The sequence below is a fragment of the Empedobacter tilapiae genome (assembly GCF_004785645.1).
Classification (GTDB): Bacteria; Bacteroidota; Bacteroidia; order Flavobacteriales; family Weeksellaceae; genus Empedobacter; species Empedobacter tilapiae.
The window spans coordinates 1-16,714 of sequence record NZ_SRPE01000012.1 but is presented as its reverse complement, the minus strand read 5'-3'; the positions used below and the strand labels follow the sequence as shown (position 1 = coordinate 16,714).

10 protein-coding genes and 1 pseudogene are annotated in these 16,714 nt (G+C 31.1%); 5 read left to right on the top strand and 6 right to left on the bottom strand.

The window, feature by feature from the left end:
* Positions 1 to 48: 48 nt before the first annotated feature.
* Entirely contained in the window at positions 49 to 1,503 is a 1,455-nt protein-coding gene (gene ccoG, locus E4J94_RS15005; RefSeq protein WP_135836610.1) for a cytochrome c oxidase accessory protein CcoG, read from the bottom strand.
* Between the two features lie 145 nt (positions 1,504 to 1,648).
* Here ccoG and E4J94_RS15000 point away from each other — a divergent pair, with 145 nt between their 5' ends.
* The gene (locus tag E4J94_RS15000; protein ID WP_135836609.1) at positions 1,649 to 2,083 is read left to right on the top strand and encodes a hypothetical protein; all 435 of its coding nucleotides are present in this window, start codon (positions 1,649 to 1,651) and stop codon (positions 2,081 to 2,083) included.
* Between the two features lie 14 nt (positions 2,084 to 2,097).
* Here E4J94_RS15000 and E4J94_RS14995 read toward each other — a convergent pair whose 3' ends face one another.
* Positions 2,098 to 2,979 (bottom strand): AraC family transcriptional regulator, encoded by an 882-nt coding sequence (locus tag E4J94_RS14995; protein WP_135836608.1) that lies wholly within the window; start codon positions 2,977 to 2,979, stop codon positions 2,098 to 2,100.
* 88 nt (positions 2,980 to 3,067) lie between these two features.
* On the opposite strand from E4J94_RS14995, the gene E4J94_RS14990 reads away from it, so the two are divergent.
* Positions 3,068 to 4,135, top strand: a complete 1,068-nt coding sequence (locus E4J94_RS14990) for a patatin-like phospholipase family protein (RefSeq protein ID WP_135836607.1) — start codon at positions 3,068 to 3,070, stop codon at positions 4,133 to 4,135.
* A gap of 40 nt (positions 4,136 to 4,175) precedes the next feature.
* On the opposite strand, the gene E4J94_RS14985 is transcribed toward E4J94_RS14990, so the two are convergent.
* On the bottom strand, positions 4,176 to 4,502 hold the full coding sequence (locus tag E4J94_RS14985) for a hypothetical protein (RefSeq protein WP_135836606.1): 327 nt from the start codon (positions 4,500 to 4,502) through the stop codon (positions 4,176 to 4,178).
* 139 nt (positions 4,503 to 4,641) lie between these two features.
* Between E4J94_RS14985 and E4J94_RS14980 the strand changes: the two genes are divergently transcribed.
* The 3 genes from E4J94_RS14980 to tamL all read left to right on the top strand — a co-directional run bounded on the left by E4J94_RS14980 (position 4,642) and on the right by tamL (position 13,393).
* Positions 4,642 to 5,679: a serine hydrolase domain-containing protein gene (locus E4J94_RS14980; protein ID WP_135836605.1), complete on the top strand. Its 1,038-nt coding sequence runs from the start codon at positions 4,642 to 4,644 to the stop codon at positions 5,677 to 5,679.
* Positions 5,680 to 5,813: 134 nt separating this feature from the next.
* Positions 5,814 to 11,048, top strand: a complete 5,235-nt coding sequence (locus E4J94_RS14975) for a translocation/assembly module TamB domain-containing protein (RefSeq protein ID WP_449390377.1) — start codon at positions 5,814 to 5,816, stop codon at positions 11,046 to 11,048.
* On the top strand, positions 11,045 to 13,393 hold the full coding sequence (gene tamL / locus E4J94_RS14970; protein ID WP_135836603.1) for a translocation and assembly module lipoprotein TamL: 2,349 nt from the start codon (positions 11,045 to 11,047) through the stop codon (positions 13,391 to 13,393). Before E4J94_RS14975 ends, tamL begins: the two co-directional genes overlap by 4 nt.
* Positions 13,394 to 13,464: 71 nt before the next feature.
* Here tamL and katG read toward each other — a convergent pair whose 3' ends face one another.
* From katG to E4J94_RS17735, 3 genes and pseudogenes are all read right to left on the bottom strand, one after another.
* Positions 13,465 to 15,684, bottom strand: coding sequence for a catalase/peroxidase HPI (katG, locus tag E4J94_RS14965; RefSeq protein WP_135836602.1), 2,220 nt, complete (start codon positions 15,682 to 15,684; stop codon positions 13,465 to 13,467).
* A gap of 556 nt (positions 15,685 to 16,240) precedes the next feature.
* Positions 16,241 to 16,471, bottom strand: a complete 231-nt coding sequence (locus E4J94_RS14960; RefSeq protein WP_135836601.1) for a hypothetical protein — start codon at positions 16,469 to 16,471, stop codon at positions 16,241 to 16,243.
* A 2-nt stretch (positions 16,472 to 16,473) separates the two neighbouring features.
* Positions 16,474 to 16,714, bottom strand: a pseudogene (locus E4J94_RS17735) (sigma-70 family RNA polymerase sigma factor); the annotation flags it as partial.

Below are 16,714 nucleotides of genomic sequence, written 5' to 3'. Positions count from 1 at the left end.
TTTAAAATAAAAAAACGTCTTACATAGTAAGACGTTTTTTTATTTAATTTAGAATGGTGCCATAAAGCTGATTGTGTAATGATCAATTGTTTTACCATTCAAATCTTTCAATTCTAAAATAACTGGAACTTTATATGATTTCAGCTCACTTTTAGGAATTTTAATATCTATTAAACCTTGCTTTAATTCTCCTTCATTTATTTCTATATATTTATTTGGTTCTACTAACAAGACAGTTTTACCTCCTTTAAATTCTGTGACATTTACAATCAATTTATACGTTTTGTTTGTTTTGTTCATCAAACTATATTGCATTGTATTAGTTATATAATCACCATCTACAACATAATCTTTTCCTGGAACTTGTAAAAATTTAATCTCAACATCACTTCTTTTTGACATAAAAATTCCCATAGCCGAAATCATCAAAACTAAAATTATTGAAAATACAATTGAACGTCCGTTAATTCTAAATGGTTTTCCTTCTGCTATATTCTCTTCTGATGCATATTTAATTAAACCTGTTGGTAAATTAATTTTTGTCATAATCTCATCACACGCATCCATACATGCTGTACAGTTAACACATTCTAGCTGAGATCCATTTCTGATGTCAATCGCTGTAGGACAAACTGCAATACATTGTCCACAATCAATACAATCTCCTTTTCCTAAAGCTTTTCTATCTTCGTTTTTTCTAAATTTACTTCGTCCATTTGTTCCTTCTCCTCGTAGATAATCATAAGAAACTTGCATTGTTTTTTTATCAAGTAAAACTCCTTGTAGGCGACCATAAGGACAAACCAATGTACATACTTGTTCTCTAAACCAAGCAAAAACAAAATAAAATAACCAACTAAAAATAAACATTCCAAAGAATTTTCCTCCATGTTCAGCAGGTCCATCTTTATACATTTGGATCAATACATCCATTCCTATTATGTATGAAAAAAGAATATTCGTTGCTAAAAAAGAAATAATATAAAAAACAAACCACTTCCCCCCTCTTTTCAATATTTTTTCTTCATTCCAATCTTGTTTATCAAGTCTTATTTGTTTATTTCGATCTCCTTCTATTAAAAATTCTATCCTTCTAAATACTCCTTCTAAAAATATGGTTTGAGGACAAACCCATCCACAAAAAAGTCGTCCATAAACAGATGTAAAAAGTATAACAAAAACAACACTAATAATCATTCCGAATGCTAATAAGAAGAAATCGGTCGTAAAAAAAGGATACCCAAATAAAATAAAATTGGTATTAAATACATCAAATTTAAACAACGGATTACCATTTGGTAACTTGATAAAAGGTATAACAACTAGCAGAACTAATAATATTGTTGTTACTATTGTTCTATAGTTCGTAAATTTTCCTGATGGTTTTTTAGCATACACCCATTTTCGTGTTCCTGACTTCGTAAAAGTAGCAGCCTCTGTTCTAAACTTTTCATTTTCTTCAGCTACATTTTCCTCAAAAGCAGTTTTATTCAGCTCGTTCATATTACATTTGATATTAGTATACAAATTTACCACTATACCTCCTCTAGAGTTTGGCACTATTTATGGTATTTATGGTAGTATTTACGGATTGATATAAATCATTAATTCATAAAGATTTACTAATATACATTTAAACTACCTACTTATGAAAAAATTATTAACCTTCTTTACCTTATTGATTACCGTTTTCACTTTTTCTCAAGACATTTACAATTCTAATAATGTGGATGAATTTGCTGTTTATCCAAGCTGTGAAGATGATTCAAATAGTTATTTAGAATGCTTTAAAAATAAACTTAACGAAGAGATTTCGGATAAACTGTCAAAAATGACATTGGATAAAATATTGCACGGATCTGGTGATTATTTTGCAAAATTGAATTTTATTATTGACGAAAATGGATATTTTACCAATATAACGTCTCAAGGAAACGAAACATTAGCTCGAATCTCTACTCAAACTCTATATAGAATAAACAGAGAACAAAAAGAAAATTCAACAAAAATAAAACCTGCATTGGTTAACGGAAATCCTGTAAAAGTGTATTTTAATATTTCAGTTCATTATACCAACAAATAAAAGAATATTAAAAGTTAAGAATAATATTGTTTTCTAAACTGTTCAGGAGTAAAATTGGTATATTTTTTGAAAAATTTCACAAAATAAGAAGCATCTTGGAAATTTAGTAAATAAGCTATTTCCGTAACAGAAACTTCTTTATTCACAAGCAATCTTTTTGCTTCTAAAACAATACGACTTCTTATTAATTCGCCTGCTGATGTTCCTAAAACATCTTTACAAAGAGCATTCAAATGGTTAGGTGTTATGTAAAGAAGTTCAGCATATTCTTTTGGTAATTTTTTTGTCTTAAAATTTTGCTCAATTAATGCTTGAAAATTATTCAATAACAGCGATTGATAATCATTTGTATTATGATTTGATGATTTTAAACTTCTATCGATATCAATCAACATATTGATTAAATAAAACCCTATCTTCAAATTTGAAAATTGATTATTTTGTTGATTTTCAATAATCATTTCCTCAAAAGCATTCGCTACACTTTCTCGTAAATATTTAGAAATTTCTACGACATGATCTTGAACCAAAATAGATTGTAAAAACTTAAACTGTTGCAACAACGAAGAATTTATTCCGATCCAATCCAAAAAATTGTCAGAAAAATTAACAACAAATCCATCATATTCTTCTTTAAAATACCATTGATGTACTTGTCCAGGTTTCATAAAATACATCGTCCCCGATTTAGCATCAAATTTTTCAAAATCGATTAAATGCTCTCCGCTTCCTTCTGTAAAATAAACCAAGTGGTAATAGTTGTGGCTATGCACTTCTTGCAAGTGTGGATTACTATCAACATAACCTCTAAACCGATCAACAGAAAACAACTCATTACTATTTTTTTCTGTATTCAAATTACAGATATCATATGTAGGAAACAGTTTTTTTGTCATAATTGAGCGAATTCTTGACTGTAAAAATAGATACAATTGAGAATATTTGAAATGAAAAGTTTAACTTTAAGCAATCAGAACATCAAAAATGGAATTTAAAGAGAAAAAAATTATCTTACTTTCTTTGGATGGCGGAGGAATTCGAGGAATTATATCGTGTGTAATTTTAAAATACATAGAAGATAAATTAAAAGAAATTCATGACGAAAATGCTAAAATTGGAGATTATGTCGATTTCATTGCTGGTACAAGCACTGGAGCTTTAATTGCCTCTTTGTTATTATCTCCTTCTACAGAAAATCCAAGGAAAGCTAAACATTCAATCACAGATGCTCTTAATATTTATTTAGGCGAAGGAAAAAATATTTTTTCTAAAACATTTTGGACTATTCTTAATAATCCTTTAAGTGTTTTTAAAGATAATTTAGCAACTATTGTTTTAGAAGAACAATTAAAAATAGTATTTGAAAAAAACGAATTAAAAGATCTTATTCGACCTTGTGCAATTGTTTCGTACGATACAGAACATCAGAAACCAAAAATATTCAATTCAATTGATGGAATTTCTCCTTTCCGAAATTTTTATATCAAAGACATTTGTCGTGCCTCATCTGCTGCTCCAACATATTTTGAACCAGCTAAAATAAAATCATTTGCAGATCAGGAGTTTTGTTGTATTGATGGAGGAGTTTTTGCAAACAATCCTACTTTTATAGGCTTTATAGAAACTCAAAAAATAAACTTCAGTAAATATTTCAAAGATGATTTAAAATTTAATGGAACTGCTACTTTACAAGAGTTTATTATAATTTCTATTGGAAATGGCTCTCGTGCAAAATCATACAAGCATGAACATTTAAGTGGAATATCGAAATCGAAATGGGTTGATCCTTTGGTTGACATATTTATTTCTACTGGTGTAGATATGGTCGATCAAGAAATGAGAAGTATGTATGCTTTACTAAAACCAAAATATCAACAAAATTATTATCGTTTCAACCCAGAAATTCCAGAATCTGCATTGGATTTAGGAAATGTTTCCAATAGTAACATCAAAACATTATTGGATGTAGCAAATGATTATGTTGTAAAACATAAAGAAGAATTAGACGAAGTTGTTCAGAAATTAATTTTCAATCAAGTTGAAATCTCATAAAAAAAGGCTTTGAGTAAAACTTCAAAGCCTTTTCTAAATTTTATTTATTTCGAACATAAACAAATATTTCTTGTTCTCTATTCAACTCTCTATTATCAATAATACTTTCTATATAAGAATGTGGATCTTCAACAATTCCGTTTCCATTATAATCTATATAACTTCCATTCTCTTGAGCAACAACATGATCCTTTAATAAATCTGAAGTTAATTTTTTACGTTCTCCTATCAAAGTATATACATACTCACGACCTGTTTCATCTGTGAAGTTGTCTACTTTGTAAATTTGATCTAATTCTCTTTCATGATCTATTATTACAAATAAGTAATCTTTGTGGCTATCTTTTTCAAAAAAAATTCTTCTCATAGCTTCTATTGTTTGACTCAAATTTAATAAAAGAATATTGGTTTCACCAATGAAAATTAAAAAGTTTTAAGAGAATTTTAAAATATTATCAATTTCAAAACAGATAATATTTTACTTTTACATCAACCAAAACACAAAAATGAAAACTCTTCTAAAAATATTAACTTTAGGAATAATTTATCTTGTTTGTCAACCAATTTTTGCACAAAAAAATGCACAAGTAAAACACGACTTCGAAAAAATTATCAATTCAAAACATTCATTTCCTTTTAATGGAGTTGTGATCGTTTCCAAAAATGGTAAAACGATTTATGAAAAAGTACACGGATTTAAGAATTTTGAAGATAAAATTGCTTTAAATAACTCAAATCAATTTGAGATTATGTCAAATTCGAAATTGTTTACGTCAGTTTTGATTTTGAAAGAAGCCGAAAAAGGAAATATCAATTTGCAACAATCAATTAAAACTTATTTACCAGAAATCTCTCAACCTTGGGCAGATTCTGTTACTGTACATCAATTACTGAATCACACGCATGGAATAAAAGACATTACAAAACCTTTATTATTTAAACCTGGAACAGAGTTCAAATATGGAAATTATTCGAATGTACTTTTAGGCAAAATCTTGACTAATGTTACCAATAAAACATTCCGAGAATTGGCTACAAATTTGTTCAAAGAAATTGGATTGAATGAAACTTTTGTTTATTCCAAAACCGAAAAGCATCAATTAGTACAAGGATACTTTTACCGAAATGATTCGCTTGTTCCCAATTATCAAACAATGATTACAGAAGAAGAATTACCGGCTGACGGAATAATTTCGACTACAAATAATTTAGCAAAATGGAATAATTTATTACATAATGGCAAGATTTTAAAACCGGAAACTTATCAACTTATGATAACACCTTCTACTCTTTCGCAACACGATGTTTTTGGAAAAACACCACAAGGATACGCATATAACATCAGAAATGTAAACGAAAATAATGTCAATTATGTTGGACATACAGGTTTAGGTGATGGTTTTTCTTCTTTAAACATCTATTTTCCGAAATCAAAAGTTAGTTTGATTGTCTTGCAAAATATAATGCCAGATGATTCAGAAGATTATTATTTCTACGAAAAACAATTCAAAAATAGTTTACTCAAAAGTAATTTAGTTAGGTAAAAATATTTATCTTCAAAACATTTATTAAGTAATTATAAAACAATATTTTTGGTATCATCCTTGTAGGAAAATTGTTATATAATCACGATCCAAAACGAATAAAATCTAACCAATTGAAATTCAACTTAAAAAAAATACTCAAATATTTTTCAATTTCTATCTTGTCAATAATTTTGTTATTGATAATTGCAATTTTTAGTTTACAATTTCCCGCTGTACAAAATTTTGTAAAAAATAAACTAGTCAATTACCTCGAAAATAAAATACATACAAAAGTACAATTAGATCGTGTTTATGTCGATTTCCCAAACAGTTTGGTAATGGAAAATCTATACTTACAAGGACAAGATGTCGACACGCTTTTATCGGTCAAAAAGTTTGACGTTGGGTTAGATATTTGGCAATTGACCAAAAGTAAAGCAGATATAAAATCTATTGATTTGAGTGGCGTTCACGCAAACGTTATCCGTAAACCAGATGGGAAATTCAACTTCGATTATATTATCAATGCTTTTGCAACAGATGAAAAAGATGAAAGTCCTTCAAAGCCATTTATCATTTCGTTAGATAAAATAAAACTGAATGATATTAATGTTTCGTTCAATGATCAACAAACAGCAAATAACATAAAAGTTCATCTAAATTCGTTTGATACACGTGTCAAAAAATTCGATTTAGAGCAAAATTCGTATGGAATTGGCGATATTAATTTGGATGGTTTAAAGCTAAAATTGAAACAAGATATTGTAAAAGAAGTTGCGAAAAAAGTAGAAGAAAAAGTGGATTCTTTGAATGATCAAAAGCCAATGAAAATTGAGTTGAATGGAATTAATTTAACCAATTTTGACGTCGATTATGGCGATGATATTTCGGGAATGTTTGCAAAAGTAAAGTTCAAAGATTTCAAAACGCGTGTTAAAAAACTTGATTTACAACAAAATTCTTATGCGGTTGATGATATTTTAGTGAATGGTTTATTGGTTGATTTTAATCAAAAAATGGTTAATAAAATCAAAGAAAATAATGTTGATAAAATTGATCCAAATACAAAACAAACTCCATTGCAAATTGGGGTGAATAAGATTAATTTGAATGATATCAAAGTTAATTATGGGGATGAAAACTCGAAGACTTTTGTCAAAATTAACTTAAACGAATTCGAAACGAAAGTCAATAAACTTGATCTTGAAAATTCAATTTTCGACATCGAAAATATTCTTTTGAAAGACGCTGATATTGAAGCGAATTTATTCCTTTCTTCGAACAATTCTACTTCCACTTCATCTTCCACTTCATCACCAATGAATTTGGTTTTGAACGAAACGAAATTAGAAAATGTAAAAGTAAAATACAACAATACCGCTGAACGTCGAACTACTCAAGGAATGGATTTTAATCATTTGGATTTTTCTAAATTAAATCTTGATTTGCGCGATTTCGAAATGAAAAATAACACATTTGCTGGACAAATAAAAAGTGCTGAAATAAAGGAATCAAGAGGGTTGAATATTCAGAAATTGACAACAGATTTCTTGTACGCTGACACACAAGCGTATCTGAAAAACCTTTATTTACAAACACCAAGAACTGTTCTTCGTGACGAAGTTATTTTGCGATACAATACGATTAATGAGTTAACTTCTCATCCAGAAAATGTTTTAGTGAATGCGAATATCAAAAACTCAAAAATTGGTTTTTCAGATATTCTAAATCTTGCTCCAACCCTTAGAAATACGACGCCTTTCGACAAATATCCAAACGCCATTCTGAGTGTTAACACCAATGTAAAAGGAAAAGTAAACGATTTATTGATTAATAATTTACAAGTTTCTGGTTTAGATGATTTGCAACTTTCGGCTTCTGGAAGAGTTAAAAATGCGATGAATCCGAAGAATTTATTTTATGATTTGAACATAAAAAACTTTTCGACATCTTCAAAAACGATTTATAATTTAGTTCCGAAAAATACTATTCCAAATAACATTAGAATTCCTTCAAATCTTTCTGTCAAAGGAAAAGCGAAAGGAACAACCGAAATTATCAATACACAATTGGCTATCAATTCTACGTTGGGAAATGCTAAAATTGATGCAATTGTGGACATGCTAAAAAAGGATGCTGAGAAATATAATGTCAAAGCAGACCTACAAAATTTGGATATTGGAACACTTATTAGCAACAACGAATTAGGTAAAATAACAGGAAAAATTAACGCTATTGGAACAAGTTTCAACCCTGAAAAAATGGTTACAAAACTTTCAGGAACTATTTCATCAGCTTATTACAACAAATACACTTATCAAAATATAACACTTGATGCAAAAGTGAATCATGGAGCGTTTGATGCGCATGTTTTCTCAAAAGATCCAAACGCGAATCTTAATTTGACTGCTTCTGGCGTTTACAAAAAGGATTTATCTGATGTAAAATTGAACGGAAATATTGTCAAATTAGATGTTCAAAAACTTGGTTTTTACAACGAACCGATGATTGTTGCAGGAGAAATTGATGCCAATTTTGCTGATTTAAATCCAGATTATTTAAATGGTTCTTTGTACCTGAAAAACTTTGCATTATCCAATACAAAAGATGTTTTTCCAATGCAAGAAGTGAGTTTAATTACAACTTCAACTGCTGATTCTAATCGTATTAATTTGACTTCGCAATTGGCTGATTTGGATATGAAAGGAAAATTTAAATTGACACAAATTTTTGGTTCGCTAACTTCAACTATTAACCAATATTATGAATTTCAGAAACCGAATAAAGAAGAAAAAATAGAACCTCATCAATTCTTTACTTTGAATGCAAAAATAAAAGATGATGAATTGATTCGAAGATTTGTTCCAGATTTGAAAAGTTTCGAAACCATGACACTTGACGCAACTTATGATGCAGATTCAAAACAAATCAATGTTGATGGAAAAATCCCAAATTTAACGTACGGAACAAATACAATTAACAACGGAGTTTTAAAACTATCCAACCAAAATGAAGCCTTGTTGTATTCGTTGAATGTGGATGCGTTAAAAAGTGAAAGTTTTCAATTACAAAAAATTGATTTGAATGGTGATATTACAAATAATGTCATCAATTATAATGTTTCGACAAAGGATGCGAAAGATGCGACGCAATTTTTGGTGGCTGGAAATCTAAAAACACTGAATGATATAACGGAAATTAGTCTAAATCCGAATGGATTGGTTTTAAACTACGATCAATGGCAAGTTGGTGAAGGAAATTTAATTCAGTTGAGAAAAGACGGAATTGTCGCGCATAATTTCAGTTTGATGAACAATGGAAGTCAAATTTTATTGCAATCTGAATCGGAAAAAGGAACAAGTCCGCTGAATATTACTATCAAAGATCTCAAAATTGAAACCATTGCAGAAATCATTAAAAAAGATGATTTACCTGCCGAGGGAACAATCAATGGAACAGCTCAAATTAAAGATTTAAATAAAGAAATGACCTTTAATGCTGATTTGACCGTTTCAGATTTAAAAGCTTTCGGAAATCCTATTGGAAATATTATAGCAAAAGTAAAAAACACTTCTCCAACTATGATTAACGCTGATGTTACCTTAGATGGAAACAGTAACAACATGAAGATTTTTGGAGATTATAATACCAAAGAAAGTGCGTTTGATTTAGCTTTAGATATCAATCGATTAGAAATGAAATCGGTACAAGGATTTGCAATGAATCAAATCAAAGACACAGAAGGTTATATTTCTGGAAATCTAAAAATCGCTGGAACAGTAGATAAACCAAGTATTTTAGGTCAAGTCAAATTTAATCAAGTTGGTTTAACGATTGCTGAAACAGGAAGTAATTTCAGAAAAATTGATGACGCGATTGATTTCACGAACAAAGGAATTGAGTTCAATCGATTCAAAATTAATGACAACGATGGCAATTCATTAACGATAAGAGGAGAAATTTTAACGGAAACTTACCGTGACTTTGCCTTCAATTTAACAGCAAATGGACGAGATTTCAATGTCGTAAATTCAGAAAAATCGAACGATGCGATTATGTATGGAAAGTTAGCTGTCAATGCAAACTTAACGATAAAAGGTGATTTAGATTTACCGAAAGTAAACGGAAGTTTAACAGTAACTGATGACACGAATTTTACATTTGTTTTACCTCAATCCTCGCCTTCTTTACAAGAGCGCGAAGGAATTGTCGAGTTCATCGATCAAGATCAAGTGGCGCTTCAAGAAACGATTAAAACAGATGAATTAATAGCCGAATCTAAAATAAAAGGCTTGGATGTAAGTGTAAACATTGAAATCAGTAAAGAAGCCAAAACGTCTATTATCATCGACAAAGCCAACGGAGATTTTGTAGAAATACAAGGTGAAGCCGAATTAACAGGCGGAATGGATCCTTCAGGAAAAATGACTTTGGTTGGCGTTTATCAAGTAGAAAAAGGTGCGTACGAACTTTCGGTAAGCTTGTTAAAACGTCGTTTTGATATTCAGAAAGGAAGTACCATTACATGGACTGGTGAGCCAACTACAGCCAATTTAGACATTACGGCGATTTACAAAACAAAAGCCGCTCCTATTGATTTAATCGAACAACAAATTTCGGGCTATTCTTCTTCTGAAATGAACATGTACAAACAACGAATTCCGTTTAATACCGAGTTAATTTTGAAAGGTGAGTTATTAAAACCTGATATTAAATTCAATATTTCAATGGATAAAGACAACCCGTCCATTGCAACTGCAGTTATTGAAAATACACAATCGAAATTGGATCAGTTGAAAAATGATGAAGCTGAAATGAACAAACAGGTTTTTGCATTATTGTTATTGAATCGTTTTATTGGCGAAAATCCGTTCGAAAGTAAAACAAGTGTATCCGCAGAAACAATGGCGCTACAAAGTGTAAGTAATATTTTGTCACAACAGTTGAATAATTTGGCGGATGATTTAATCCAAGGAATTGATATCGATTTGGGATTAGACACACAAGACGATTATTCTTCTGGCTCTAAAAACACACGAACTGACCTGAATGTTGCTGTGAGCAAACGTTTATTAAACGACCGATTGAAAGTTTCGGTTGGAAGTAATTTTGGTTTAGATGGTGATGCACGAGAAAATGAAAACATGACTAATATTGCGGGTGATATTACAATTGATTATAGCTTATCTCGTGATGGTCGATACATGTTAAGAGCTTATCGAAAAGATGAATACCAAGTCGCATTACAAGGACAAATTGTAGAAACAGGTGTTGGATTTATCATCACATTAGATTACGATAAATTCAAAGAAATTTTCGAGAAAAGAAGAAAAAATAGAACGAACAGAGCAAATAGAAATACTCAAAATCAAGAAGTGAAACCATGAAAAAATCAGTTTTAACCTATATCAAATTTATTGCTTGTTCAATTTCAATTTTAGGGATTTCTTCTTGTAGCAATACACGTTTTCTGAAAGATGGTGAAATGCTTTACACAGGTTCTAAATTAACAATAGAAGGCGATTCGTTGAGTAAAACTGATAAAGCTGAATTAAAAGATAATCTCGAAAAAAATATTATTCCAAAACCTAATTCGAGCTTTTTTGGACTTCGTCCTCGCTTGTACATTTACAACATCACAAGTGAACCGAAAAAACAAAAAGGATTGAAATATTGGTTAAAATATAAAGTAGGACAAAAACCTGTTTTATTGGGTAATGTAGACATCGAATTCAATAAAAAAATTCTGGTTAATTATTCAGAAAACAAAGGATATTTCAATGCCAAAGCACAAGATGATACAATAAGTAAAAACAAAAAAGCAGAAATACATTATGTATTACAACCGCGCAAACGTTATTACATCAACCAAGTTAATTTCCCAAAAGATACCACTTTAGCGGTCAACAAGGAAATTAAAAAAACGCAAGCAAATACCTTACTGAAAGATAAACAACCTTTCGATTTGGATGTGATCAAAGCTGAACGCGAACGAATAGATGCGCGTCTGAAAGAAAATGGTTACTATTATTTTCATCCCGATAACATCATTGTGCAAGCGGATAGTACAGTTACCAATAAGCAAGATGTCGAACTTTTTGTAAAGTTAAAAGATAAGACACCAGAGCAAGCCAAACAACAATATAGCATTGATAAAGTAATTGTTTTCCCTGATTATAACATTCGAGAAGCGCGTAAAGGTTTGTATAAAATGCCAATGGAAAATGATTCCTTAACAAAATATGAGCAAAATGGTTTTTACATGGTCGATTCGAAAAAGATTTTTAAACCAAAAGTTTTTGATCGTGCATTATATTTTAAAACAGGTGAAATTTATAACCGAGCGGATCATAACTTAACACTAAATAGATTAATTAATTTGGGTGTATTCAAATTTGTGAAAAATGATTTTGTGATCTCTGATTCTATTAACAATAAATTTGATGTATATTATACCTTAACACCACGCGAATTTCAATCATTGCGACTTGAAGTTTTAGGACGAACAAATTCCGCTAGTTATGGTGGTGGTGAATTAAATTTAAACTGGACACATCGAAACATTTTCAAAGGAGCAGAACAGCTTAAAATGGCTTTATATGGAGCGTTTGATATGCAATTGGGTGGACAAAAAGATGCTAATAATATTTTTAGAGCTGGTTTCAATACGCAACTTTCTATTCCAAGAATTGTAGCGCCTTTCAAATTTCACTCATCAAGTGCGTTTGTACCGAGAACCAATATTGAGATTGGTTACGAATATCAAAACAGATCGAGATTATATACGCTTCACAATTTCAATACTTCTTTTGGTTATGTATGGAAAGAGAATGCGCAGAAAGAACATAATTTAAAGATTTTTAGTGCGACTTTATTATTTCCAGAAAAAGTGACAGACGAATACAATAGCAAGATTTACGATTCAATTGGAAATATCATCAATCCAAGTTTGAAACGCGTTGTTGACAAACAATTAATTTTTGGACCACAATATTCGTACACTTACACGACAACGATGTTACCTCGAAAAAGCACATTCTATTACCGAGGTTTAATTGATTTGGCTGGAAATTTAACAGGATTAATTACAGGTGCGAATGCGAAAAAAGATAAGGAAAAAGAAATTTTCAAAATACCATTTAGTCAATATTCAAAAATGGAGCACGATTTCCGTTTTTATCACAAATTTTCAGAAAAATCATCAATCGCTACACGATTCATTGGAGGAATAGCCTATCCGTATGGAAACTCTGAGTTTGTTCCTTATTCCAAACAATTTTTTGTAGGAGGAAGTAACAGTATTCGTGCATTTAGAGCACGAACATTAGGACCAGGAAGTTATGATCCACGCAATCAAAATGCAAATTTCTTTTTTGATCAATCGGGTGATATTAAATTAGAAGTAAATGCAGAATTTAGACAAAAATTATTCAGTTTTCTTAACCTTGCGTTATTTGTTGATGCAGGAAATATTTGGTTAATTAACGAAGATGAAACACGTCCAGGCGCAAAATTCTCAAAAGATTTCATGAGCGAAATAGCCGTTGGAGCTGGTTTAGGAATACGACTTGATTTTAGTATCTTAGTATTAAGATTAGATTTAGCAACACCTCTTCGAGTTCCATATTATGAAAAGAATGACCGCTGGACTTTTGATAAAATAGATTTTGGAGACAAAGCATGGCGAAAAGATAACTTAATCCTTAATATCGCGATTGGATATCCGTTCTAAGTGTAAAGCAAAAATAAAAAAAATGAGCATCCTTTGTGATGCTCATTTTTTTTATTTAATGATGTGTGTATTTATTTCAAATCAAAACGATCTGCATTCATCACTTTGTTCCAAGCTGAAACAAAATCATTTACAAATTTATCTTGTGCATCGGCTTGTGCATAAACTTCTGCTACGGCACGCAATTCAGAATTTGATCCAAATACTAAGTCTGCACGAGTTCCTGTCCATTTTGGCGCTCCTGTTTTACGATCAGATCCCATATAGATTTCTTTCGTTTCATCAGTCGCTTTCCAAACAGTACCCATATCCAATAAATTCACAAAGAAATCATTTGTCAATTGACCTGGACGATCTGTAAAAACACCATGTTTAGAACCGTCATAATTCGCATTCATTGCACGCATTCCACCAACTAAAACAGTTAATTCTGGAGCAGTCAATGTCAACAATTGTGCTTTATCAATCACCAATTCTTCTGTCGAAACAGATTTTCTTGCATTTTTTCGGTAATTTCTCACACCATCTGCAATTGGTTCTAAATATGCTACAGATTCTACTTCGGTTTCTTCTTGCGTTGCATCTCCACGACCAGCTGCAAACGGAACAGTAATTGTTTTTCCTGCATCTTTTGCTGCTTTTTCAATCGCTGCATTTCCTCCTAAGACAATTAAATCGGCAATCGAAACTTGTTTTGAAGAATTCGCTGAATTAAATTCTTGTTGAATATTTTCTAAAGTTGTCAAAACCTTATTCAATTGAATTGGATTATTCGCTTCCCAATTTTTCATTGGTTCCAAACGAATACGCGCACCATTCGCACCTCCACGTTTATCCGATCCACGGAAAGAAGAAGCCGAAGCCCAAGCTGTAGAAACCAATTCTGAAACAGATAATCCTGAAGCTAAAATTTTAGCTTTCAAGTCAGCGATATCAGCCTCATCAATTAATTCATACGTAACAGCTGGAATTGGATCTTGCCAAGTAAAAACTTCTTTTGGTACATCTGTACCTAGATAACGAGAAATCGGTCCCATATCACGGTGAGTTAATTTAAACCACGCTTTACGGAAAGCATCTTCAAATTCTTCTGGATGTTCTAAGAAACGACGTCCAATTTTTTCATAAGCTGGATCCATACGTAACGCAATATCAGAAGTCAACATCGTTGGTCTTAATTTTTTTGAAGCATCATGTGCATGCGGAATAATTTCGCCTACATCTTTTGCTACCCATTGATGAGCACCTGCAGGAGACTTTGTCAATTCCCATTCGAATCCAAATAAATAACTTAAGAATAAGTTTGACCATTCTGTTGGTTTACTTGTCCAAGTTACTTCAATACCAGATGTTATTGTATCTCCAGCATTTCCTGTTCCGTATGAGTTTTTCCAACCTAATCCTTGCATTTCCAAACCTGCAGCTTCTGGTTCTGGTCCAACATGATCTGCAGAAGCAGCACCATGTGTTTTTCCGAATGTATGCCCACCAGCAATTAAAGCCAATGTTTCTTCATCATTCATTGCCATACGCGCAAAAGTTTCACGAATATCTTTAGCAGAAGCTAATGGATCTGGATTTCCATCTGGTCCTTCTGGATTTACATAAATCAGTCCCATTTGCACTGCAGCTAAAGGATTTTCTAAATCTCTTTCTCCACTGTAACGGCTATTTGGTCCACCACTCTCTTCTAACCATGTTTTTTCAGCTCCCCAATAAACATCCATGTCTGGTTCCCAAACATCTGCACGCCCACCTGCAAAACCTAATGTTTTGAATCCCATCGATTCTAAAGCTACATTCCCTGTTAAAATAATTAAATCTGCCCAAGAAATTTTACGTCCATATTTTTGTTTGATTGGCCAAATTAAACGACGTGCTTTATCCAACGATACATTATCTGGCCAAGAGTTAAGTGGTGCAAAACGTTGTTGTCCTTCTCCTGCTCCACCACGACCATCTTGTACACGATAAGTACCTGCACTATGCCATGCCATACGGATAAAAAATGGTCCATAATGTCCAAAATCTGCTGGCCACCAATCCTGAGAATCAGTCATTAAAGTCTTTAAATCAGCTTTTACAGCTTCTAAATCTAATTTTTTAAATTCTTCTGCATAGTTAAAATCTTCCCCCATTGGGTTCGATTTATTTGAATGTTGACGCAAAATATCAACCTTTAATTGATTCGGCCACCAATCCTGATTTTGTGTTCCTTCTCCTGCAACTGGTTTAGACATAGTTCCGTTGTGAAAAGGACATTTTGAAATATCTCCTCCTTGATTTTCCATATAATTAATATTTTATGTTTAATACTTTTGTTTTGTAAATATCATAAATATAATAATTTGTCTTATCAATTAAAAATCAAATTGTTTTATCAGTTAATCAATTTATTTTATACAGAATGTAAATTAAATAGTTATTTATTATACTATAAAAACTGATTGACTTATTTTTAATGAATAAAGGAATATTATTACTCCTGAATTCATCTTATTTTTAAGTTTATACAAAAATTTGAATATAGTTAACTGCTTTTATCTAGGGAGTATTTATTAAGATTAAAGACTTGAGTTTTTTTTTTTATTTTCGATGATCATAATAAATTTCAGTCATTGAATGTTTTAAGGTGTAAAAAAACAACTATTCTAGATCACACGAACTACAAAAATCGTTTACATACATTCTACTGCCACTATGTTCCCTTTATCCTGCCTTTATGTTGGGAGTATCCTGCTACTATCTATACATGGAATAAAAATGTTGTATACGTTGTTTACATTTAGTGAGTGTTTGTAATCAACCTCACCTTATGGGTGTACAATCACCCTCCAAAATTATAATTTATGCTATAATAAGCTCAATTCCTGCTTTGTCAGCTTTGTATTTTATTTTAGTCATCAGTTCATAATAACTCCAATTCCTCAATACAAATTCTTCATCTTTCGCTAGCTCCATCTTTTCTTCTTGATCCAATAAAATAAGCGTTCCTGCTTTATTATTGATGCAAAAATCAATCGGTAAATCAACGATTAATCGTATTTTTCGAGTGAGTATTAAAGTAGATTTTTCCATCATCAATAGTTTAGGGATTGAGCTTTATTTTGTTGAGTGAATTTATAAGCGACTATAAATTCATTGTGTACTTCTTTCTGAGAAAGTTCTAATGTCTTAGCAATGGTTGTAAACGATTGTTTTCCCTCACATCGAAGTTTTAAAATCAGCGATTGTCTTTCGTTTATTTGATCTTTTTTTTCTGTAAAAGAAACTGTTTTGCTTCTAGTCAACTTATCTTGGTGATTTAAAATCTTCTTAAGA